Below are 21,454 nucleotides of genomic sequence, written 5' to 3' on the forward strand. Positions count from 1 at the left end.
CAAGGCTGTTTTACGCTGACAACGCAAAGCCCCCGACGGTGAGGGAAATCTCTTCACCGGTCACACGGGGTCACACCAACGAGGAGAGATCACATGGCTACACACAGGGCACTAGTCAGCCTTGCCGCGGTTGCTGCGACGACGATGTTGCTGACATCCTGCGCTGCCGGATCAGAAGCACCAGCTGACCCGGGCGAGGCTGAAGGAAGCATCACGTTTCTTACCAACCGCACTGACCTAGAAACTGACGGAACCTGGGATGCATACATCACCGAGTTCCAGAAAACCTACCCCGATGTCGACGTGACGGTCGAGGCACTCACCAGTTACGCAGATGATGTCGTGACGCGACTGAGCACACCCAACGGTTACGGTGATGTTTTGCTGATCCCAGCAAGCGTGCCAGCCAACCAGTACTCAGACTTCTTTGAACCACTGGGTTCGACAGACGAACTGTCAGAAACCTACCGATTCCAAGATTCCGCCAGCTTTGACGGCACTTCCTACGGCATCGCGCTCGGCGGAAACGCCAACGGAGTTCTTTACAACACAGAGGTTTTCGCCGAGGCAGGCGTTGCCGAACTGCCCAAGTCGCCCGACGACTTCCTTGCAGCCCTGAGCGCAATCGATGAGAACACCGATGCGATTCCTTACTACACCAACTACAAGGATGGCTGGCCCCTGGGCGGTCAGTGGACCGAGAACATTGGTGCAGTCAGTGGCGACCCGGATGCCCGTGTTGAGATGGCGAGTGTAAGCGAGCCGTGGACACAGGGGAACGACGTCTATGCCATCGACTCGCTCATCTACGACGTTGTCGAGGAAGGTTTGAGCGAACCCGACCCATTGACGACCAACTGGGAGCAGTCGAAGAATGACTTCGCTACCGGAAAAATTGGTTCGATGGTGCTCGGCTCGTGGGCGATCTCGCAGTTCCGAGCCGCCGCCGCTGACGCCGGGGCATCCGAAGATGTTGTCGGGTTCATGGCATTCCCGACGAATGTTGACGGGCAGCAATACGCGTCGACCGGCGCAGACTACAATCTCGCGATCAACGCAAACTCATCTAACAAGGCTGCTGCGCGAGCATGGATCGACTGGTTGGTTCAGGAGTCGGGATTCACTCAGACGCAGGGCATGATCTCGGCAGTCGAGGCTGAGCCACTTCCCGATAACCTCAGCTCCCTCACGGACGAGAATGTGGAACTGCTCGAGGTCACGCCTGCTCCTGAGCTCAACGAAGTTGCTGATGAGTCACAGGTTGACCTCTCCGGCAACATTTACCGCCAGAAGTTGATTGACATTGCCCGCGGTCAAGCTGATGGAGATAAGAAGTCGTACTTCACGACCCTTAACGAACGATGGGGCGCAGCAGTCGACGAGCTCGCCGGCTAACTTCGCTTCCCGCATTCAACCGCACGACCCCGTTCGGGGCCGGAGAGAGTCACACCGAAGGAATACCGTGTCTGTATCTACAACAGGACCTGATCCGATGGGAATCTCCGGCCCCCTGCATGGGGTAAATTCCCCCGACCCGGCACGTTCCGGTAAGGGTTCACGAAACTCACGAAACTCACGAAACTCACGAAACTCACGCAACGGCCGCCGCCGCGGTCGCCCAGGAAGTAAACGGGCATCCAAGCTCACCCCCTACGCTTTCGTCGCAGCAGCAGTAGGGCTGTTGGTCTTACTCACGTACCTCCCCGCAGCCAACATGCTCTGGTACAGCCTCAACGACTGGAACGGCTTTGGCCCAGTTGACGACTTTGTTGGGTTCGACAACTACATCGAAGTGTTCACCAATCCCGAAATATTTTCGGTCTTCGTCGTCAGCTTGTACTACTTCGTTGGGGCGTTCTTGCAGATGGGGGTGGCGCTGTACTTCGCCACGATTTTGAGCTTCACGACACGATTCTCGAACTTCTTTCGCGGTGTGCTTTTCTTCCCCTACCTGCTCAATGGGGTAGCCGTTGGCTTTGTTTTTCTCTACCTTTTTCAGCCAGACGGCACACTCGATACCGTACTGGGCTGGTTTGGGCTGGCTGATCCCCCGCAGTGGTTGGGGGACGCCTCAGTGGCTAACTACTCACTGGCCGCGACATCCGTCTGGCGCTTTGCGGGCCTGAACTTTATTCTCTTCCTCGGCGCGATTCAATCGATCCCGAGTGACCTCTACGAAGCGGCCGAGATCGATGGTGCGAGTCGGTGGCAACAATTCCGCTTCATCATTCTTCCCGGCATTCAGCGAATCGTCGGGTTGTCCTTCATCCTCGCTGTCGCAGGAAGCCTGTCGGTCTTCGAGATTCCCTTCATTATGACCAGCGGAGCCAACGGCACTGCCACCTTCGTGATTCAAACACTCCAGACGGCCTTCAGCTTCCGGCAAGTGGGACTTGCGTCGGCGATGGCAATTGTGTTGCTAGTGATCGTTCTGGTCGTGACCTGGGTGCAGCGCAAGGTATTCCCCGATGAGAAAGTTGACCTGTCATGAGTCGCGGCGTTTCGAGTTTTCTCAAATATGTGTCACTGATCGGCGCTGTCATTGTGGTGTTGCTGCCACTGTCGGTTGTGCTCTTTGCGAGCTTCAAGACGCGAGAAGAGTACTCCACGACGGGCCCCCTTGATCTTCCCCAGAACTGGTTCAACTTCGACAACTTCGTGACAGCGGCGGTGCAGGGAGACATGCTGACTGGCCTCATCAATACATCGATCGTGTTGGTCATTTCACTCGCTGGCACAATCTTTATCGGAACCATGGCGGCGTATGCCGTTGACCGGTTTGCGTTCCGTGGCCGCCGTCTCGTTGTGGTGCTCTTTCTCATCGCCACCCTCATCCCAAGTGTGACCAGTCAGGTGGCAACGTTCCAGATCATTAGTGGGCTCGGCCTCTACAACACCAAGGCAGCGCTGATCCTGTTGTTTATGGGCACCGATATCATCGCGATCTACATCTTCATCCAGTTCATGCAGTCGATTCCTGTTTCTCTTGATGAGGCGGCGATGCTGGATGGCGCGAATCGATGGACAATCTACTGGCGAGTCATCTTGCCGCTGTTGAAGCCGGCCATCGCGACGGTCATCATCATCAAGGGCATCGCAATTTACAACGAGTTCTATTTACCGTTCCTCTATTTGCAATCGGAATCGCTGATTTCGACGGCGCTGTTCCGATTCAAAGGACCGTTCGGCGCACAGTGGGAGCTTGTTGCCGCCGCCACCATTCTCGTTATCGTGCCCACCGTAATCGTCTTCGTCTTCCTCCAGCGGTGGATTTACAAAGGCCTCGTCTCAGGAGCAGTTAAGTGACTCTGATTTCTTCATCTCTTTCCCTCATGAACCGCCGCGAGTTGAATGATGGCTGGACGGTGCATGCGGAGTCCGGGCCCGTGAGCGATCAGGTCTCTCAGCGGAGCGTCCGCGCAATCGTTCCCGGCGTCGTGCACTTGGACCTCATGGTGGCGGGGCTGATCCCTGACCCTTACCTTGACGACAACGAGTCGGCACTTGCGTGGATTGGTCTGGTCGACTGGACGTACGAATTGACGTTCAGTATGGATGTCGACGAGCTGGCGCAGTCTGACCGTCACGAACTCGTTTTCGACGGCCTCGATACCGTCGCGACAGTGTTGCTGAATGGGCAAACGATTGCGGAAGTCGCCAACCAACACCGGTCGTACCGGCTCGATGTCACTGAGCTACTGCAGATTGGTGAAAACGGGCTGACCGTCGCTTTTCGCAGCCCCGTGAGATACGCGAATGCAGAGAGTGTGAAGCTGGGGGCTCGTCCACGGCCGTATTCGCTACCGTACGAAGCGATCCGCAAGTCGGCGTGCAGTTTCGGTTGGGACTGGGGAATCGCAACCTACGCCAGTGGTATCTGGAAACCCGTGCGTATTGAGTCGTGGTCTCTGGCACGTTTAGCCACCGTGCAGATTCAGGCGTCGCCTGACGGCGACGGTGGTCGGGTGCATGCCACGGTCGTCGTGGATCGCACCGTAGACATTGACCTCAGGGTGGAACTCCGGGTGGAGGAGTCGACGTCATTACTAGTCATCCCTGCTGGAGAGCGAGAGGCAGTCGTTTCGCTCACACTCGAGTCGGTTGAGCGCTGGTGGCCCATTGGCTATGGCGAACAGGCGCTTTACGATGTCTCCGTTGAGTTGTCGGCAGATGACCGCATCCTCGACAGTGCATCCCGTCGTGTCGGTTTTCGTTCTGTCGCGTGGAATACAACACCGGATGCCGCTGGCACTCCGTTTCAGTTGGAAGTCAACGGGCAGCCGGTGCTGGTGAAGGGTGTCAACTGGATTCCTGACGATGCATTCCCCTCTCGGGTGGATCGTGCTCGCTATGAACGCCGGCTCACCCAAGCGCGCGATGCCAACATCAACCTGATTCGGGTGTGGGGCGGCGGAATCTACGAGTCGGAAGATTTTTATGACGTGTGCGACGAACTTGGGCTACTCACGTGGCAGGACTTTCTATTCGCGTGTGCGGCGTACCCCGAGGAAGAGCCTCTTCGCTCCGAGGTTGAAGCGGAAGCCCGAGAGGTTGTGGCACGCCTCGGGCATCGGGCATCCTTGGTGCTGCTCACCGGAAACAATGAGAATCTGTGGGGGTTCGAGGATTGGGCGTGGAAGGCCCGGCTCGATGGCAAAACGTGGGGTGCCTACTATTACCACGACCTCTTTCCTCGGGTAATTAGCGAAATCGCACCGACAGTTCCCTATTCCCCCGGCAGTCCGTTTAGTCCGGATGCGGCGCATCACCCGAACGATGAGCTCAACGGGTCGATGCACCTATGGGAGCAATGGAATCGACGTGACTGGCCAACCTACGCCGAGCACACGCCACGGTTTGTGGCCGAGTTCGGCTGGCAGGGACCGCCGACATGGTCGACGATGACGCGGTCAATTAGTGATCAACCGCTCACACCAGAGTCGCCAGGAATGATCGTGCACCAGAAGGCGATGGGGGGAAACGCCAAGCTGACGTCAGGGTTGGTGCCACATTTCAGGGTACCCGAGGATGTTGAAACGTGGCATTGGGCGATGCAGCTCAATCAGGCACACGCTGTGGGTTTTGCCCTCGATCATTTCCGTTCGCACTGGCCACACACGTCAGGCGCAATCGTGTGGCAGCTCAATGACTGTTGGCCGGTCACCTCGTGGGCCGCGATCGATGGCGATGGTCACGAAAAGCCATTGCTGCGGGCGATCACGGCGTCGTTCGCGCCGCGAGTGGTGAGCCTGCACCGACGGGAGAACGGGGTTGTTGCGGCGGTGGGTAACGACACTTCTGCGCAGTGGAGCGGCGAACTGGTTGTGGCGCTGCAGGGCTTCGACGGCGTCGAGTACGGCGCGGTCACGCTGGCAGTCGATGTGCCTCCGCGCAGCAGGCAGGAGGTCGCAATTCCGGAACATTTGTTGGCCCCGGATGCTGCTGCATCCACCGTTCTAGTGGCAGCGGTTGGGGCGGTGCGTGGGTACTGGTATTTCGCTGAACCGCGCGACAGCACGCTTGAAGCTCCGCAGCTATCGGTTTCGGTAAAGCAACTTTCTCCAGGATTCGCTCTCACGATCACCGCCGCAAACTTTGTTCGTGACCTCACGCTCTTGATTGACAAGATTGACCCACTGGCAAGCGTTGATGGCGGGCTGGTGACGCTACGTGCGGGTGAATCGTGCACGTTCACTGTCCGCGGAGTTTCGACTCTCGATGTGGCGGCGGTCTTGGCGCCAGAGGTCGCACGCTCCGCCAATCAGCTGGTTGTTCGATGATGCACGAGCCCCGCCCCCTCCTCGCGGATCCCGTCTGTGGCATGACCTGGGGGTGGGTCGGCACGCGCGGAACGTGGGCAACAGCTCAGGCGGCGTCATCGATGGCCGAAATGAGCAATCATGGTGTCACGTGGACGGCGTTGGCATATGCGGCCCAGCAAACCACGGCGTTCTCGACGGAGATTCCGTTCGATCAGGAGCCGACGGTTACCGAGGACGAGATTGTGGGAGCTATCCGTCAAGCGCACGGCCTGGGCCTTAAGGTGTGCTTGAAGCCAGTCGTGAATGTTGCTGATGGAACGTGGCGGGCCTTCATTGGGTTCTTCGATTGGGATGTTCCGGGCGAGCCGAGCTGGACACAGTGGTTTGAGTCCTACAGCCGATTCATTCTTCACGCCGCGGCGATTGCCGAAGCTGAAGCGTGCGAAATGCTCTGCATCGGATGCGAGATGGTGCGCGCCGATGGGCAGGACGAGCATTGGCGTCACTTAATCGCGCAAGTGCGCAACGTCTACTCCGGGCCGATCACCTACAACTGTGACAAATACCAAGAAGACCGAATCACGTGGTGGGACGCGGTGGATGTCATCTCCTCGAGCGGGTACTACCCGATCGACACCTGGCCGGCGCAGCTTGACCGCATTGAGCGAGTCGTTGAAGCATCCGGAAAATCTTTCTTCTTCATGGAAGCGGGGTGCCCCTCCCGTGTAGGTTCCGCACAGTTGCCGAACGATTGGAGCCTCGTGGGGGCGCCGTCAGGTGAGGAACAACTCCGCTACTTCGAGGTGATGTTCGGCCAGTGTCGTTCGCGCCCGTGGGTGCGCGGTCTCATGCTGTGGGATTGGCCAGCGGAGCTTTACCCAGTCGGTGACGCCGAAAGCAACGCTGACTATTGCCCGTACGGAAAGCCGGCGGGTGCATATATGGCTGAGCAATATCGAGAGTGGCACACGGCAGAGAACTAGGGGCGCTTGCGGTGAGTCACCGGGAGCACGCGGTGTTCGTTTGCGGTGAGTCACCGGGAGGCGTGCGCTCAGAGCGCGACGGTGCGGAATCCGGCGTTGCCCATCGAGGAGTCGGGTGTGTTCTGCGATCGAGCCGAGTTGCGGTAGCGGTTGCAGTACGAGATGTGGCACAGGTAGCTTCCGCCGCGCAGCACGCGCACGGTTCCCTCGGCGGGGCCGGCGGGGTTCGCGGTGTTTGTGCCGGTGGCGGTGCCGGTGCCCGTGTCCGTGCCTATCCCCGTGCTTGAGGCGTAGTAGTTGGCGTTGAACCAGTCGGAGCACCATTCCCAGACGTTGCCGACGGTCTGAAAGAGTCCGTAGCCGTTGGGTTCGAAGGTGCGCACGGGTGCCGTAGTGAGGTAACCGTCATTGAGGGTGTTGGTGTGGGGGAAGTCGCCCTGCCAGATGTTGGCGCGCCAACTGCCGGCATCCACTTCGTCGTCACCCCACGGATACTTTTTCTGGTCGAGACCGCCGCGGGAGGCGCATTCCCATTGGGCTTCGGTGGGGAGGCGGCGGCCTGCCCACGCGCAGTATGCTTCGGCGTCGGTGAAGCTGATGTGCACGACGGGGTGAGCGCCCAGACCTTCGAGCGAGCTGCTGCGCCCGCCGGGATGTTTCCAGTCGGCGCCGGTCACGCCGAACCACCATGGAGCTCCGGATGCTCGCCCCATTACGTCCTCGGGTGGGGCTGCCACCGCGAGGTGAAAAACGGCCGAGTAGCCGAAAGTTTCTGCTTCGGTGCGGTAACCGGTGTCGTCGATAAAACGCGCGAAGTTATCGTTCGTGACGGTGGTGACGTCGATGGAGAACGCATCAACGGTGACGGGATGCTGCGGCACTTCGCCATCGGCCTCGTTGCGGTCGCCCGACGAATCGCCCATGACGAAAGAACCCGCCGAGATAAGTGCCTGCTTGATGAGGTGGGCGGCGGCACCGGGAGCGATGAGGCCAGACACCGGCACGGTTGTCGTGCTGGGTGAGGAACAGGCGGAAGAGGCGGAAGGCGGCATCCCGAGACTCAGCGATGCGGTGCGGTGGGGTGTGCAGGAGCAGCCGTCTCCGCAGCTTGAACTTTTCGCGTCATCCACCGTTCTAGCTTAGGTGTGGGGCAAGTAGTAAGCACCACTAGATCTACTCTGGGAGGGCGGGAGGCCCTCCCAGAGTTTTTCTTTGAGGCCAGAAGGGGAAAAATTGAGTGAGAAATGTCGCCCACTGGTAGTTGTTATGGGAGTGAGTGGATCCGGCAAGTCGACCGTCGGATGGGGAATCGGTCAGGCTCTTTCCGTACCCTTCATTGACGCGGATGAGCTGCACCCGGCATCCAACGTTCAGAAAATGGCCGCCGGCATCCCGCTCATCGACGAGGATCGCTGGCCGTGGCTCGCGCTCGTGGGAGCCGAACTCGCGGCCCATCAGGCGACCGGGGCTGTCGTTGCCTGCTCTGCCTTGAAGCGCTCCTATCGTGCGGCGATCAGAGCCCAGGCGCCACAGGCGCAGTTTGTTCTCCTCGATGGCTCCCCTGAACTGCTGGCTAGCCGCATCGGTGGTCGGGGCGGTCACTTCATGCCGCCAGCGCTACTCAAGTCGCAGCTCGCAACGCTGGAGCGGTTCGCTGAGGATGAGGCGGGAATCGTTGTCGACATTGCTGAGCCGCCCTGCACCGTCATTGCTCACGCTGTAAGCCTTCTGACTGCAGGGAACTGATGGGTGCCGGGTAGCCCCAGCACGGTAACACGTCATTTTTGACACGATAATAAATACACGCTATACATGTCCGATAATGAGGTGCCCAGAAAGTATGGATGCCACCCCCCGGATTTTGGATGCAGCGGGAGCCCTGCTAGCTATCGAGGAAATCGCCATCCGCAAGTCTTTGGGGCTGTTTGCCAATGTGTGGCCGTGCGTGGCGTATGCCCCGTTCGTGCCAACCCGTCACGCAGGCATCGATGTTGTGGTCGTCCGTGAAAATGAAGAGGACCTCTACAGGGGCATTGAGCATCGCCAAACGGACGAAGTGACCCAGTGTTTGAAGCTGATCAGTTGTCCTGGTTGTGAACGGATTGTTCCTCACGCCTAACCTCTACGGCGATATCCACCTCCGATGCCGCGGCACAAATCGCCGGGTCGGTTGGTCTTGCCGGCTGCAACATCGGCGAACACTGCGCCATGTTCGAAGCCATCCACGCTCGCAGCCACGTCATCCAACTGCTTGACCGACTCGACCAGGCTGGGCTCGACTTCGTCAAAACTGAAGGACTGTACCGATTCGATGATGAGCTGGGCTACTCGCTGGGGCAGGGGCAGTAGGGCCCCACGCAGGTCAGAGGGCAGGCGTGCGGGGTGGCTGCGTGCGCCTGATGGCGGTCGCCTCGAACGCACACCCGATCTCCAGCAGCGTGGTGTCATCGTAGGCGCGCCCCGCAAAGGTCAGGCCCACCGGCATGCCCGTATCGGGCATTGTTCCCATCGGCACGGTGACGGTAGGAATCCCCAGGTGACGGAGGGCGAGATTGCCGTTCGCGACCCAGACTCCGTTGCGCCAGCCGAGATCGGCGGAGTCGGGTTCGACATCCATATCAGCTCGGCCAACATCGGCGAGGGCGGGAAAAACGACGGCATCGAGCCCGAGCGAGGCCATCCATTCTTCCAGGTCGACCTGGCGAGTTCGCTCTAGCCCGTGAAGCCCCTGGGCGAGGTCGGGTATTTCGAGAAATGACGTGAAGTTGTGCGCTCGAACAAAGTCGGGATACTGCGTGATGTCATCATCAAAACCGTTGTAGCGGTCGCTCAGGGCACCCCCGGGGCGGGGAAAGATAGTGGCACCGTCGACGAGAGTCAGGGTGTTCAGGGCAGGGTCGTTGTTGCTCTGGAGAAAGTCTTCCCAGCCCCAGGAGGAGAGATCGGTGATTTCTCGATGCAAAAATTCGTTCGACACAAACCCTCGGGTAGCGATCGTGGGTGCTCCCACGCGGTCTCCCTCGTAGTTCGATACGACCGGAAAGTCGACATCGATAACCTCGGCTCCCGCAGCAGTCAGAGCCTCCCGCGCCTCCTCCCACAGGGCGATCACCGTCGGCCGTGTCTCGATCCGCTGCCCCGTTGGGCCACCAACTCCGGGAACGCTTCCCGGGGCACTCGTGCCAGCGAGAGGATCAGCATTGATATACATGCGGGGCACGCCAAACCGTTTGCCGGTGAGGATGTGCGTGAGAGTGTGCGGATCGCCTGCCAAGGCTGGGTAGGAGTGCGGTCGGATCTCGGATGCCCGCGGAATTGAGACCCAGGGCTGGGCGCGCCAGAAATCCCCTCGGACATCGTTATCGTCGCCGACGAGAATGTCGAGCACCTCGAGCAAATCGGTCATGGTGCGGGTGTGCGGAACAACAACATCCATGGTGGGAACGAGCGGCCAATTGCCTCGAACGGAAATCATCCCGCGTGAGGGGGTGTAAGCACAGAGCCCGTTGTTCGAGGCGGGGGCACGCCCCGACGACCACGTTTCTTCCCCCAGGCCGAAGGCCGCAAACGACGCTGCGGTTGCGGTGCCGGACCCGTTCGACGACCCGGAAGCAAATGCCGCGGTCAGATACTGCTCGTTGTAGGGGCTCTCGGCGCGACCATACAGCCCGCGCTGCATCCCCCCGTTAGCCATCGGCGGCATATTGGTGAGACCGATGAGTACTGCCCCGGCCGATCGGAGTCGCTCGATCGCGTACGCGTCGCGCTGGGCAATCAACCGTGCAAAGGCGGGGGAACCGGCGGCCGCGGTGAGCCCACGCGCGAGAAAACTGTTCTTAGCGGTGTACGGAATGCCCTCAAGAGCGCTCAGCACACCACCCGCTGCTCTACGCGCATCGGACGCGCGGGCGTCGGCAATCGCCTGCGGATTCATCACCACCACGGAGCACAGCGCGGTGTCGGTTTCGGGGCGATCGTAGGCCTCAATCCGGGCCAGATAGGAACGGACGAGCCCTTCGCTGGAGACACGACCGCTCTGCAACGCTGCTCGCAGTTCTGCGATCGAAGCCTCGACGACGTCGAACGGCTGCTCGTGCGGCATCATCAGTCCACCGCCGGTTGCTGTTGCGTGATGCAGTGGATCCCGCCACCACGCTCAAGAATGGGTCGAGCATCCACCGTCACAACGCGGCGGCCGGGATAGGCGGCGGCAAGAATCTCGCGAGCAGCGGCGTCGGCGGCAGGTTCGCCGTAACCGCAGGCGATCACCCCATCATTGACCACGAGATGGTTCACATAGTTCCAATCGACAAACCCCTCGCGGTCTCGCACCGTTGTTGGGGCCGGCACGTCAATGATGTTCCACGGTCGGTTCGCCGCATCCGTCGTGTCAGAAAGCAGCGCCCGAAGCTCGCGCATTACCTGGTGGTCGGGATGGTCGGGGTTCTGTTGCTCGTGAAGAAGGAGTGTTCCGGGGCTCGGGATCGTGGCCACCATATCCACGTGGCCCCGCGTGCCCAGTTCGGTGTAATCGCGGGTCAACCCGCGGGGCAGCCAGACCACTTTTGAGGCGCCCAGGGTGCGACGAAATTCCGCTTCGATGCGCTCCTTGTCGACGTAGGGGTTGCGACGCGGATCCAGTTGCACGGTTTCGGTGGCCAGCACGGTGCCCTCACCATCCACGTGGATTGCTCCGCCCTCGTTGACGAGGAGCGACGGGATGAGTTCGGCTTTCGCGTGCTCACTGACGAGCTTGCCGATCTTGCTGTCGCTTGTGTAGGAGGAGTGTTCTTGCCCCCACGCGGTGAAGATCCAATCCACACCGCCCAGCACCCCGGGCCGTGCGTCGTCAACAACGAATGTGGGGCCGAAGTCGCGCATCCAATAGTCGTCAAGCGGAGCCTCCACCAGCTCGACTTCGGCGGACAGCAGTCTCGTTGCGGTGTGCCTCTCGATAGGGTCGACCACCATCGTGACGGGTTCGAACTCGGTGATGGCGTTGGCTACTGCCGCCCAAGCCTCGTAGGCCTCGTTCGCACTGGCCGAGTCTGTACCGAGGGTGTAGCCGGGGCGGGGGAAGGCCATCCAGGTTCGGTCGTGGCGTGCGGTTTCGGAAGGCATACGCCACGCCATCTGATGGCCTTTCGATCGTCGGTGTTGTGCCGAGAAGGCTTGTTGATCGACTGATCAATAAGATGTGCTGAACCTACCTAGACTGGGGCCATCATGTCAAGATCACCGGGCGAAGGCCCAGCGCGCAGATCTCCCCGCGAGCGCACCGCCCAGATTGAAGCGGCAGCGCGGGCCCTCGCACTCGACGCGGGGCTAGCGGCGGTGACACTTCGCGCTGTAGCGAAGCGGGTCGGTGTGGCATCCGGTCTTGTTGCTCGCTACGCCCCGAGCATGGATGCGCTCGTCGCCTCAACGTTTCAGGGGATTGTTGAGACGGAGATCGCCGAAGTGCGGCAGCTTCTTGCGAGCGAGTCGTCACCGGCTGCCTGCGTAGTTGCGCTGGTCGACACCCTGCTCGATCAGTCGCGGGACGACGTGACCGTCATCTGGGTCGAAGCGTGGGGGATCGGGCGACGCAATGCCACACTCGCCCCCGTTGTGCGTCAGCAGATGGATGCCTGGCGAGACATCATCCAAGACATTATCGAGCGCGGAACTGCGTGCGGTGAATTCCGCGATGTCGACGCAGAATCGGTCGCGTGGCTACTGCTCGGCATGATCGATGGGCTCAACGCCCACGCCCTAGTGCGCTGGAACGAATTGGGCGCCCGGGGAGCGCACATCCGCAACGCGCTCGAGGGCATGCTGGGAACGGGTGCGACCTTCGGCTGAGGCGGTCGCTCCACCAACCGGGCTACAGAGCCGTAAGAGTTGACTCTTGCTCGCAGAAGTTGCCCCAGTGCCCATAGCCCCGCCAGCCTTCGGAAACTCAGGAAACTCAGGAAACTCACGCCGGGTGGTCGTGTGATCCCTGTTGACTGGCGCGTGTCGGCGCGCATTACGCTCGGATTTCCTGAGTTTCCAGCAGAACAGGCGAACGGTGAGGGACTGAGCGAGCGGGGGTGCCACCCGCGGTGTTGACCGCAGAGAAGGGTCATCGGTCAAAGAATGACAGGCAGAGGGCAAAAAAATGACCCTCGCCCGGTAGAAGCCCGGGAAAGGGTCAAGTGGCTCCGACGGGCGTCGATCCCGTGACCTCACAATTTTCAGTCGTGCGCTCTACCAACTGAGCTACAGAGCCGTAAGAGTTGCCTCTTACTCGCAGAAGTTTCCCCCTACTACACAAAAAGCCCCTCCTTTCGAAGAGGCGTTCTGTTTGCGACCCTGACCGGACTTGAACCGGCGACCTCCGCCGTGACAGGGCGGCGCGCTAACCAACTGCGCTACAGGGCCAAGCTATTAAATTCTGTGTTTTGTCTGGTGACCCCAACGGGATTCGAACCCGTGCTGCCGCCGTGAAAGGGCGGTGTCCTAGGCCACTAAACGATGGGGCCTCGAAGTCACAGAACTTCTTAGCTACCGAGGGAAAAGCATACGGTTACTTTCGCGAATTACCAAACCGAGAAGCAAGCAAATTTGGTGTGCCACGAAAACGCGTTTTCCAACATGGCCAAATGTACGCGACTCGGCAGCAAACAGACACTACGTTCATTAAAAGGTTGAGACTTTTGGGTCTGCTGTTGTTAGTGTGGTCACTGTGATTGGTGTGACTATTGGGCACTAGTCTGCGATCAACACGGTTGAGGGGAACAATGAACGCCACCCAGGTGAGTCGAAAGACCGCACTGAAGCCCGCGCTGCGCTCCGCAACCTTTCGAGTAGTGGGCTTCGCTGCCGCCCTCAGCCTCGTCGTGGGAGTCACCCTCTACAACGGCAGCACCCAGGCCGCATTCGCCGACGACTACCCCACCTGGAGTGACGTCACCGAAGCCCGCAACAATGAGGCGGCCACGAAGACCGTGGTTGCCCGCATCCAAGCGGCACTCTTGCAACTTGAGTCGCAGGCCGTAGCCGCCCAAAAAGATGCCGAAGAAAAGGGCAACATCTGGCAAGAGGTCGATACCAAATATCAGGCCAAGTCAGCCCAAACCGAAACTTTGCAACAGCAGGCGGATGCCGCCAGTGCCGAAGCAGACGAAGCCGAGAAACGCATCGGCGAGCTTGCCGCGCGGCTCGTGCGTGCCGGCGGTGGCGACGTAACCACCAATCTGCTCGTGAACTCGCAAGACGCCGACTCTCTGCTCTACAACTTGGGTATGTCGTCAAAGATTTCGCAGCAAACATCCGCACTCTTTGATCGTGCAGTGCAGGCCCGCAACACCGCGCAGTCGCTGAGTGATGCCGCCGAGGTTGCGCGTGCAGAACTTGAAGTGCTGAAGATTGCCGCCGAGAAGGCGTTCGCTGAGGCCCAAGCGGCTTCACAGGCAGCCGAAGCAGCCGTCGCCGAGCAGCAGGAACGCAAGATCGAGTTTGATGCCCAGCTCGTCGCGTTGACCGCCGCACGCCAAACCACCGAGGCAGACTATTTGGCTGGCGTGCGTGAGCGTGAGGCAGCACGAGCGGCAGCGCAGGCGGCGGCTGCAGCGGCTGCAGCTGCGGCCGCCCAGGTTCCGAACCTTGATGCCGGGGAGATCAGCTTGAGCGGGTGGGTTCGCCCGGCAGGCGGCTACATCACCTCCGTCTACGGTTTCAGCTCACAATACGGCTCAAGCTTCCATAAGGGCACAGATTTGGGTGCCGGTTGTGGTTCAAGCATCTTCGCCGCATCCGCCGGAACGGTCGTCTACGCCGGCTATGGCTGGAACGGTGGCTACGGAAACTACATCATCATCGAGCATGCGAATGGCCTGCGCACCGCGTACGGTCACATCATTGCCGGTGGTATCAACGTCTCGTACGGCCAGAATGTTGCCGTGGGCACCAGAATCGCTCGGGTTGGTAGCACCGGAAATTCCAGCGGATGCCATCTTCACTTTGAGGTTCGCCCTGGCGGTTGGAGCACCACCGACCCGGTTCCCTTCATGGCAAGTAAGGGCATTCGTCTCGGCTAACGACCGCTCGCAAGCCTGACGGGTGAAAGCCTGACGGTGAGCAAGACTGAAGGCCGAAAGCCTTCGGCGGAATGGGGGATCACATGGACTCTGTTGCTGGACTAACGGTTGTCATCACCGGTGCGGCCCGAGGAATGGGCGAAATGTATGCGCATCGTGCCGTCAGCGAGGCTGCCGCACATGTTGTTCTTCTCGACGTCGATTCTGCATCGCTTGAGGTGGCGGCGTCGGCGCTGCGGGCAGCGGGAGGTTCCGTCGCCAGCTATGTTGTCGACCTCTCGTCGCGCACAGCAATCGCTGCCGTCGCGGAACGGATTCGCATCGAGGTTGGCGACCCACAGGTAGTCATCAATAACGCGGGCATCATCCGTAGCGGATATTTTTGGGACAACGAGCCCATCGGTGACATTGAAGCGACCATGCAGATCAATACTCTTGCCGCCATGTATCTCACCCGCGAGTTTCTGCCTGCGATGATTGCCAGCACTGGCCCCGCCCGAATCCTGAACATTGCCTCCGCCGCAGGAACCATCTCGAATCCGCGCATGAGCGTGTACGCGGCATCCAAGTGGGCACTTATCGGTTGGGGTGACTCGCTCCGTCTCGAACTGATCAAAGCGGGCCACCGCAACGTGATGGTGACGACGTTTGCGCCCAGCTACATCAGCACGGGCATGTTTGCCGGGGCTAGGGGCCCGCTGCTCACCCCGATCATGACTCCTGAGAAAGCAACGACCGCGGCTTGGTCGGCCATGCTCCGGGGCAAACCGCTGCTCATGAAGCCCTGGTCGGTGGGTTTCGCTCGTGCCGTCAAAGGGCTCCTGCCGACACGCGCCTGGGACTTCGTCGCGGGTCGTGTCTTTAGGGTTTATGGCTCAATGGATGAGTTCACCGGTCGCTAGTGCCCTTCGACCTTCAGTTTTTCAATGCCGGCCAGAACAATCTCTTCAGCTTCCGCCGCGTTACCCCAACCCTCGAGCTTGACCCACTTGCCGGGCTCCAAGTCTTTGTAGTGCTCAAAGAAGTGTTCGATCTCGCGGCGGGTGAACTCGGGCACATCATCCAAATCCTGAATGTGCGACCAGCGTGGGTCTTTGGCCTGAACGCAGATGACCTTCGAGTCGATGCCTCCATCGTCGCTCATGTTGAGCACAGCAACGGGGCGCACCGAAATTCCCACACCGGGGAAGGTGGGGGCGTCGAGCAGAATGAGAGCATCAACCGGGTCACCATCGAGGCCGAGAGTGTTCTCAAAGAAGCCATAGTCGGTGGGGTAGGCGAAGGTGGTGAACAGGTACCGGTCAAGAAAAACACGACCGGTCTTGTGGTCAACTTCGTACTTGTTCCGGCTTCCGCGCGGAATCTCAACGACAACGTCGTATGCGGCCATCTAGCTGCTCCTAAGAAATTGGGGGGTTGCTGCAATAACGTTACTGGATGCACTCCGAACGGCGCCCCCGCCTAACCCCAGCAATCGCTGACGTGCGTCGTGCCGTCCGCACGGCGCTGGCGACCCTGCCCGCCCCGAACGGGAAGACACGCTCAACAAATCCGGCCGCCCCCGAAACCGCGACACCACCCGAAACCGCGACAGCCCCCAAACCTCTTGTGCTTGTCGCCCTCAGCGGTGGTTCCGACTCTCTCGCACTGGCGGCAGCGACCGCCTTCGAGGCGCGTAAGGCTGGCGTGCGGGCCGGAGCCGTGATCGTCAACCACAACCTTCAAGAGGGGTCTGCGGATGTTGCGGCCGCCGCCGCGCAGCAGGCCCGCGATCTGGGGCTTCACCCCGTCGACATCCGCTCGGTTCACGTTGGTGACGCCGGAGGCCCCGAGTCTGCCGCCCGTGACGCGCGTTATGCGGCGCTCGCCGCCGCCGCCGCGGAGCATGGCGCAACCCGGGTGCTCCTGGGCCACACCCTCGACGATCAAGCCGAAACGGTGCTGCTGGGGCTTGCCCGCGGAAGTGGCGCCGGCAGCCTCAAGGGTATGGCGGTGGACACCGGCGAATACCTCCGCCCGCTGCTGACAATTGCCCGCACCACGACGGAAAAGTTCTGCACAGACTCCGATATCGAGGCGTGGAATGACCCGCACAACCTCGATACCTCGTATGCGCGAGTGCGAGTACGGCAGACCATTTTGCCGCTGCTGGAAAGGGAACTGGGCCCTGGCATCCGCGAGGCCCTGGCTCGAACCGCAGATCAGGCCCGCGAAGATGCTGAAGCCCTCGACCATTTTGCCGAAGAAATGGCCGAAGATTTGGCCGACATTTCGGAGGCCGGAATCTCGCTCCCGGTGCGTGCGCTCGCCGCAAATCCCGCGGCCCTCCGGCAGCGGTTGATCCGGTTGGCCGTTTCCAGCGAGTTCCATGTGTCGCTAAGCCGAACCCACACGATAGAGATTGCACGCCTCGTTACCGACTGGCGGGGGCAGGGACCGATCCACATTCCCGGCGTTAGGGTTGAACGTCGAGAAAATCTTCTCCATTTTTCCGCCCACAGTGAGGAACGCGATGCAGTTTAGTGATGTCGAGGCAGACCTGAGCGAGGTTCTTCTCAGCCAGGAAGAGATCCACGAAAAGATCGCTGTCATGGCGCGTCAGATCGAGGCTGACTATGCCGGCGAGAAGCTGCTGCTGGTTGGTGTGCTGCGCGGCGCTGTCATGGTGATGGCCGATCTTGCCCGCGAACTCACGCTGCCGCTGGAGATGGACTGGATGGCCGTCTCCTCGTATGGCGCTGGCACCCAATCTTCGGGTGTCGTTCGTATTCTCAAAGACCTCGACAGCGACCTCCAGGGCCGCAAGGTGCTCATTGTCGAAGACATCATCGACTCGGGGCTTACCCTTTCGTGGCTGCTCGGCAACCTGCGCAGTCGCGGTGCCGAGTCCGTCGAAATCTGCACCCTGCTGCGCAAGCCGGATGCCGCCAAAGTCGAAGTAGACGTGCGTTACGTCGGGTTCGACATCCCCAACGCCTTCGTGGTGGGCTACGGACTCGACTATGCCGAGAAGTACCGCAACCTGCGTGGCATTGCTGTGCTCGCACCGCACGTTTACGAATAGCGGGCGTTGACAGTGAGAGCACAAGCGGCAATTGATGGCGCCCGCGAGCAGATCACGGCGATCTTCGAGAATCGCGTCACAACTCAGCGCACCCCGGGTTCGTTCTTTGCAATGTTTGGCCCCGACGGCATTGTTTTCGAACAGGGTTTCGGCGAAACGGTGCTCGGCGAGGGTGTGGTTCCGCACCGCGACACGGTGTTCCGCATCGCCTCCTGCACTAAAAGTTTCACGTGCACGATGCTGCTGATTTTGCGTGATCGTGGCCAACTGAACCTTGATGCGCCGATTACCGATTTTGTTCCGGCATTCCGGGCGCTGTCGCCGGCGGCCGCTCCGGTCACCCCGACGGTGCGCATGCTGATGACGATGTCGGCGGGGTTCGTGACGGATAACCCGTGGGGCGACCGCATGGAGGAGATGACACGGGCCGAACTCAACGACTTCGTTGCGGTGGGAGTCAGCTACATCGCGACACCGGGCACCGGCTTCGAATACTCGAACCTTGGGTACGCATTGCTTGGCGAAGTGATTGCAGAAGTCACCGGCCTCAGTTACGTGGATGCGGTCAGCACCGAGATCCTCACACCGCTCGGCTTGACTTCCACCCGCTTCGATCGCGACCCCAGCCCTGACACCGAAACTGCTCTCGGCTACCGGCTTGCCAATGGTGCTTGGGCTGAGCAGCCGATCACGGGTCCCGGCATGTTTTCGGCCATGGGGGGCCTGTTTTCGACGGCAACGGACATTGTGCGCTGGTCGTTGTGGCTGGCCCGCGCCCTCGACCCCGAAGACTCCAGCGACGGCCCGCTTTCGTCGGCGAGCCGCCGCGAGCTGCAGCAGATTCAGCGCGTCATCCCGAAGAATCCGTTGAAAGAAGCGGTGTACGCGGAGCCCACCGCCCACGGTTACGGGTACGGGCTCTTCATCGACGAGGGAACATCGAAAATTGTTTCGCATTCGGGGGGCTACCCCGGGTACAGCGCCCACATGCGCTGGCATGCGCCCAGTGGTCTCGGCATTGTGGCGTTCGAGAACGGTACGTTCGCCAGTGTTGCTGTTCCGGCAACGCAGGCACTTCAAGGGGCGCTCAACAGCTACGGTGACCTGTCGGTTCCGGCGGCGGCGTGGCCCGAAACGCTAGCGGCCCGCGACACCTTCGACGGTCTCGTGCGCAACTGGGACACTCCCACTGCTGACGCCGTCGCAGCGGTTAACCTTGCCCTCGATGTGCCGTACGGGGAGCGCATTGCCGCGATCGCCACAGCAGTAGCGAAGGTGGGGCCACTCACCGGTGCGCCACTCACCGAGGTGGAGCGCAAACTTGGTGACACTCCCGCCATGACGAACTGGACCATCGAGGGCGAACGCGGCCGAATCACGTGCCACATCCTGATGAGCCCCGAACTGCCGCCGCGAGTGCAAACCTTCAAGCTCGAGACTGAAAGCCACTGACGGCGTTCACGACATCCCGCCGCTCATTACGCCGAGGGAAAACACGCAGTGCTCTTGCAGCACGGTGACGGTAATCTTGCACCACATGTCTTCAGAGAGAGGTACTGGGTCTCACGACTCGGAACATCATGGATTTTAAGCGCATTTTTCGCGGCCCGGTTCCGTACATCATCATCGGTATTGCCGCAGTAGCGATAGCCGCAACCCTGCTATTGGGCGAGGGCTTCAAAGAGATCTCTACTCAAGAGGGCCTCGGTCTGCTTGAGGGTTCGACTGTGACGTCAGCCACCATCATCGATGGCGAGCAGCGTGTCGACCTCGAACTGTCGAAAGCTGCCGGAGATAACGGCATGAAGGTTCAGTTCTTCTACGTGGCACCGCGCGGCGAGGAGGTCGTTTCTGCGATCAACGCCGCTGACCTCTCAGCGTTCAACGATCGGGTTCCGCAAGAGAACTTCTTCGTGTCATTCCTGTCGATCATGCTGCCGTTCCTCATCATCGGCATCATCTTCTTCTTCATCTTCAGCCGCATGCAGGGTGGCGGTGGCAAGGTCATGCAGTTTGGCAAGTCGAAGGCCAAGCTCGTGGGTACTGATTCTCCCCAAACTACTTTTGCGGATGTTGCTGGTGCCGACGAGGCCATTGAAGAGCTTGAAGAGATCAAAGACTTCCTGAAAGAGCCGGCGAAGTTCTTGGCCGTTGGTGCTCGAATCCCGAAGGGCGTACTGCTGTATGGCCCTCCCGGTACCGGTAAGACTCTGCTTGCTAAGGCAACGGCCGGTGAAGCTGGAGTGCCGTTCTACACGATTTCGGGTTCCGACTTCGTCGAAATGTTTGTGGGTGTTGGTGCAAGCCGCGTTCGTGACCTCTTCGATCAGGCCAAAAAGAATTCCCCCGCCATTATCTTCATCGATGAGATTGACGCCGTCGGTCGCCACCGTGGTGCCGGCATTGGTGGCGGCAACGATGAACGTGAGCAGACTCTCAACCAGCTACTGGTCGAGATGGACGGCTTTGATGCAACGGCCAACGTGATTCTCATTGCGGCCACCAACCGCCCCGACGTTCTCGACCCCGCGCTTCTTCGCCCCGGTCGCTTTGACCGCCAGATTGGTGTGGATTCTCCCGACCTGAAGGGTCGCAAGCAGATCCTTGAAGTACACGGCAAGGGTAAGCCGATGGCTGACGGCGTCGACCTCGAAGTTCTTGCACGTAAGACCCCGGGGTTCACCGGTGCCGACCTCGCCAATGTGCTAAACGAAGCGGCACTGCTAACAGCCCGCTCTAACGCGCAGCTCATCGACAACCGTGCCCTCGACGAGGCCGTCGACCGTGTGATGGCCGGACCTCAGCGTCGTTCGCGTCTCATGAACGACAAAGAGAAGCTCATCACCGCCTACCACGAGGGCGGTCACGCAGTCGCTGCAGCGTCAATGCGCAACACTGACCCCGTCACGAAGATCACGATTCTTCCCCGTGGGCGTGCGCTCGGCTACACGATGGTGATGCCGCTCGAAGACAAGTACTCGGTTACGCGCAACGAGTTGCTCGATCAACTCGCCTACGCGATGGGTGGCCGTGTTGCCGAAGAAATCGTGTTCCACGATCCCACCACCGGGGCATCCAACGACATCGAAAAGGCGACCTCGATTGCTCGCCGCATGGTCACCGAATATGGCATGAGCGCCAGGATCGGTTCCGTGAAACTGGGCACCGGATCGGGCGAACCGTTCATGGGCCGCGACATGGGCGCAACCCGCGAATACTCCGACGAGCTGGCCAAGATCATCGACGAAGAAATTCGTGTACTGATCGATCAGGCTCATGATGAGGCCTGGCAGATGCTCAACGAGAACCGCAAAGTACTCGACAAGCTCGCTCGTGAACTGCTCGAAAAAGAAACTCTCGACCATGTTCAACTTGAGAAGATCTTCACGGGCATAGCGAAGCTTCCCGAGCGCCCGCAATGGCTCTCCAGTGACGCTCGCCCCGTCTCGCAGTTGCCTCCCATCAAGGTGCCGAAGAAGGCGGTCGTTGCAGCGGAGGCCACCGATGGTAACGACGGGACCCCGGCGAAGCCCGCACGCAAACCGCGGCCACGCAAGTCGCCCGGCGTCGCGACAGCGTAGA

20 protein-coding genes and 3 tRNA genes are annotated in these 21,454 nt (G+C 60.3%); 16 read left to right on the forward strand and 7 right to left on the reverse strand.

Features of this window, described 5'->3' with window-relative positions:
• Positions 1–93: 93 nt before the first annotated feature.
• From FB472_RS09105 to FB472_RS09125, 5 genes are all read left to right on the forward strand, one after another.
• Complete coding sequence (locus FB472_RS09105; protein WP_246078161.1) at positions 94–1,395, forward strand: ABC transporter substrate-binding protein; 1,302 nt, start codon at positions 94–96, stop codon at positions 1,393–1,395.
• Between the two features lie 67 nt (positions 1,396–1,462).
• The gene (locus FB472_RS09110; RefSeq protein ID WP_246078162.1) at positions 1,463–2,491 is read left to right on the forward strand and encodes a carbohydrate ABC transporter permease; all 1,029 of its coding nucleotides are present in this window, start codon (positions 1,463–1,465) and stop codon (positions 2,489–2,491) included.
• The gene (locus FB472_RS09115; RefSeq protein WP_141990642.1) at positions 2,488–3,306 is read left to right on the forward strand and encodes a carbohydrate ABC transporter permease; all 819 of its coding nucleotides are present in this window, start codon (positions 2,488–2,490) and stop codon (positions 3,304–3,306) included. The genes FB472_RS09110 and FB472_RS09115 overlap by 4 nt, the downstream gene beginning before the upstream one ends.
• Positions 3,303–5,780: a glycoside hydrolase family 2 protein gene (locus FB472_RS09120; protein ID WP_246078163.1), complete on the forward strand. Its 2,478-nt coding sequence runs from the start codon at positions 3,303–3,305 to the stop codon at positions 5,778–5,780. Before FB472_RS09115 ends, FB472_RS09120 begins: the two co-directional genes overlap by 4 nt.
• Positions 5,781–5,821: 41 nt before the next feature.
• Positions 5,822–6,745 (forward strand): glycoside hydrolase family 113, encoded by a 924-nt coding sequence (locus tag FB472_RS09125; RefSeq protein WP_141990643.1) that lies wholly within the window; start codon positions 5,822–5,824, stop codon positions 6,743–6,745.
• A 68-nt stretch (positions 6,746–6,813) separates the two neighbouring features.
• On the opposite strand, the gene FB472_RS09130 is transcribed toward FB472_RS09125, so the two are convergent.
• Complete coding sequence (locus FB472_RS09130; protein WP_215730491.1) at positions 6,814–7,797, reverse strand: formylglycine-generating enzyme family protein; 984 nt, start codon at positions 7,795–7,797, stop codon at positions 6,814–6,816.
• Here FB472_RS09130 and FB472_RS14035 point away from each other — a divergent pair.
• The 4 genes from FB472_RS14035 (at position 7,730) to FB472_RS14215 (ending at position 9,094) form a co-directional block, all read left to right on the forward strand.
• Entirely contained in the window at positions 7,730–7,888 is a 159-nt protein-coding gene (locus FB472_RS14035) for a hypothetical protein (RefSeq protein ID WP_170192073.1), read from the forward strand. The genes FB472_RS09130 and FB472_RS14035 overlap by 68 nt on opposite strands.
• A 90-nt stretch (positions 7,889–7,978) precedes the next feature.
• Positions 7,979–8,491 (forward strand): gluconokinase, encoded by a 513-nt coding sequence (locus tag FB472_RS09135; RefSeq protein ID WP_246078165.1) that lies wholly within the window; start codon positions 7,979–7,981, stop codon positions 8,489–8,491.
• A 94-nt stretch (positions 8,492–8,585) separates the two neighbouring features.
• Positions 8,586–8,864 (forward strand): isocitrate/isopropylmalate family dehydrogenase, encoded by a 279-nt coding sequence (locus FB472_RS14210; RefSeq protein WP_215730422.1) that lies wholly within the window; start codon positions 8,586–8,588, stop codon positions 8,862–8,864.
• A gap of 89 nt (positions 8,865–8,953) precedes the next feature.
• A complete protein-coding gene (locus FB472_RS14215) occupies positions 8,954–9,094 on the forward strand; it encodes a hypothetical protein (protein WP_215730423.1) in 141 nt (46 codons plus the stop codon).
• Positions 9,095–9,107: 13 nt separating this feature from the next.
• Here FB472_RS14215 and FB472_RS09145 read toward each other — a convergent pair whose 3' ends face one another.
• Both FB472_RS09145 and FB472_RS09150 read right to left on the reverse strand, forming a co-directional pair.
• Positions 9,108–10,847 (reverse strand): amidase, encoded by a 1,740-nt coding sequence (locus FB472_RS09145; protein WP_141991531.1) that lies wholly within the window; start codon positions 10,845–10,847, stop codon positions 9,108–9,110.
• A gap of 2 nt (positions 10,848–10,849) precedes the next feature.
• Positions 10,850–11,878, reverse strand: a complete 1,029-nt coding sequence (locus FB472_RS09150; RefSeq protein ID WP_141990644.1) for an agmatine deiminase family protein — start codon at positions 11,876–11,878, stop codon at positions 10,850–10,852.
• Positions 11,879–11,971: 93 nt separating this feature from the next.
• On the opposite strand from FB472_RS09150, the gene FB472_RS09155 reads away from it, so the two are divergent.
• Positions 11,972–12,589 (forward strand): TetR/AcrR family transcriptional regulator, encoded by a 618-nt coding sequence (locus FB472_RS09155; RefSeq protein WP_141990645.1) that lies wholly within the window; start codon positions 11,972–11,974, stop codon positions 12,587–12,589.
• Between the two features lie 336 nt (positions 12,590–12,925).
• Here FB472_RS09155 and FB472_RS09160 read toward each other — a convergent pair.
• The 3 genes from FB472_RS09160 to FB472_RS09170 all read right to left on the reverse strand — a co-directional run bounded on the left by FB472_RS09160 (position 12,926) and on the right by FB472_RS09170 (position 13,251).
• Positions 12,926–12,998 (reverse strand) — tRNA-Phe (locus FB472_RS09160).
• A gap of 78 nt (positions 12,999–13,076) precedes the next feature.
• Positions 13,077–13,150: transfer RNA gene (locus FB472_RS09165), tRNA-Asp, on the reverse strand.
• A gap of 25 nt (positions 13,151–13,175) precedes the next feature.
• Positions 13,176–13,251, reverse strand: a tRNA-Glu gene (locus FB472_RS09170).
• A gap of 258 nt (positions 13,252–13,509) precedes the next feature.
• Here FB472_RS09170 and FB472_RS09175 point away from each other — a divergent pair.
• A complete protein-coding gene (locus FB472_RS09175; RefSeq protein ID WP_141990646.1) occupies positions 13,510–14,808 on the forward strand; it encodes a peptidoglycan DD-metalloendopeptidase family protein in 1,299 nt (432 codons plus the stop codon).
• Positions 14,809–14,891: 83 nt separating this feature from the next.
• Positions 14,892–15,710: an SDR family NAD(P)-dependent oxidoreductase gene (locus tag FB472_RS09180; protein ID WP_141990647.1), complete on the forward strand. Its 819-nt coding sequence runs from the start codon at positions 14,892–14,894 to the stop codon at positions 15,708–15,710.
• Here FB472_RS09180 and FB472_RS09185 read toward each other — a convergent pair.
• Positions 15,707–16,198 (reverse strand): inorganic diphosphatase, encoded by a 492-nt coding sequence (locus tag FB472_RS09185; protein WP_021810599.1) that lies wholly within the window; start codon positions 16,196–16,198, stop codon positions 15,707–15,709. The genes FB472_RS09180 and FB472_RS09185 overlap by 4 nt on opposite strands.
• A 47-nt stretch (positions 16,199–16,245) precedes the next feature.
• Between FB472_RS09185 and tilS the strand changes: the two genes are divergently transcribed.
• The 4 genes from tilS (at position 16,246) to ftsH (ending at position 21,453) form a co-directional block, all read left to right on the forward strand.
• Entirely contained in the window at positions 16,246–17,331 is a 1,086-nt protein-coding gene (gene tilS, locus FB472_RS09190; protein WP_141990648.1) for a tRNA lysidine(34) synthetase TilS, read from the forward strand.
• Positions 17,321–17,872, forward strand: a complete 552-nt coding sequence (hpt, locus tag FB472_RS09195; protein WP_021810601.1) for a hypoxanthine phosphoribosyltransferase — start codon at positions 17,321–17,323, stop codon at positions 17,870–17,872. The genes tilS and hpt overlap by 11 nt, the downstream gene beginning before the upstream one ends.
• A 12-nt stretch (positions 17,873–17,884) precedes the next feature.
• On the forward strand, positions 17,885–19,324 hold the full coding sequence (locus FB472_RS09200) for a serine hydrolase domain-containing protein (RefSeq protein ID WP_141990649.1): 1,440 nt from the start codon (positions 17,885–17,887) through the stop codon (positions 19,322–19,324).
• Positions 19,325–19,452: 128 nt separating this feature from the next.
• On the forward strand, positions 19,453–21,453 hold the full coding sequence (gene ftsH, locus FB472_RS09205; protein ID WP_141990650.1) for an ATP-dependent zinc metalloprotease FtsH: 2,001 nt from the start codon (positions 19,453–19,455) through the stop codon (positions 21,451–21,453).
• The last annotated feature ends 1 nt before the right edge of the window (position 21,454 follow it).

It is taken from the genome of Rhodoglobus vestalii, assembly GCF_006788895.1.
Taxonomy (GTDB): domain Bacteria; phylum Actinomycetota; class Actinomycetes; order Actinomycetales; family Microbacteriaceae; genus Rhodoglobus; species Rhodoglobus vestalii.

What these genes read in the sequence shown, in the direction of transcription:
- FB472_RS09105 (WP_246078161.1), top strand. Translation starts at nt 94, where the DNA reads ATGGCTACACACAGGGCACTAGTCAGCCTTGCCGCGGTTGCTGCGACG.
- FB472_RS09115 (WP_141990642.1), top strand. Translation starts at nt 2,488, where the DNA reads ATGAGTCGCGGCGTTTCGAGTTTTCTCAAATATGTGTCACTGATCGGC.
- FB472_RS09125 (WP_141990643.1), top strand. Translation starts at nt 5,822, where the DNA reads ATGACCTGGGGGTGGGTCGGCACGCGCGGAACGTGGGCAACAGCTCAG.
- FB472_RS14035 (WP_170192073.1), top strand. Translation starts at nt 7,730, where the DNA reads ATGAGGCCAGACACCGGCACGGTTGTCGTGCTGGGTGAGGAACAGGCG.
- FB472_RS09130 (WP_215730491.1), bottom strand. Translation starts at nt 7,797, where the DNA reads ATGCCGCCTTCCGCCTCTTCCGCCTGTTCCTCACCCAGCACGACAACC.
- FB472_RS14210 (WP_215730422.1), top strand. Translation starts at nt 8,586, where the DNA reads ATGGATGCCACCCCCCGGATTTTGGATGCAGCGGGAGCCCTGCTAGCT.
- FB472_RS14215 (WP_215730423.1), top strand. Translation starts at nt 8,954, where the DNA reads ATGTTCGAAGCCATCCACGCTCGCAGCCACGTCATCCAACTGCTTGAC.
- FB472_RS09145 (WP_141991531.1), bottom strand. Translation starts at nt 10,847, where the DNA reads ATGCCGCACGAGCAGCCGTTCGACGTCGTCGAGGCTTCGATCGCAGAA.
- FB472_RS09150 (WP_141990644.1), bottom strand. Translation starts at nt 11,878, where the DNA reads ATGGCGTGGCGTATGCCTTCCGAAACCGCACGCCACGACCGAACCTGG.
- FB472_RS09155 (WP_141990645.1), top strand. Translation starts at nt 11,972, where the DNA reads ATGTCAAGATCACCGGGCGAAGGCCCAGCGCGCAGATCTCCCCGCGAG.
- FB472_RS09175 (WP_141990646.1), top strand. Translation starts at nt 13,510, where the DNA reads ATGAACGCCACCCAGGTGAGTCGAAAGACCGCACTGAAGCCCGCGCTG.
- FB472_RS09180 (WP_141990647.1), top strand. Translation starts at nt 14,892, where the DNA reads ATGGACTCTGTTGCTGGACTAACGGTTGTCATCACCGGTGCGGCCCGA.
- FB472_RS09185 (WP_021810599.1), bottom strand. Translation starts at nt 16,198, where the DNA reads ATGGCCGCATACGACGTTGTCGTTGAGATTCCGCGCGGAAGCCGGAAC.
- tilS (WP_141990648.1), top strand. Translation starts at nt 16,246, where the DNA reads ATGCACTCCGAACGGCGCCCCCGCCTAACCCCAGCAATCGCTGACGTG.
- hpt (WP_021810601.1), top strand. Translation starts at nt 17,321, where the DNA reads ATGCAGTTTAGTGATGTCGAGGCAGACCTGAGCGAGGTTCTTCTCAGC.
- ftsH (WP_141990650.1), top strand. Translation starts at nt 19,453, where the DNA reads ATGGATTTTAAGCGCATTTTTCGCGGCCCGGTTCCGTACATCATCATC.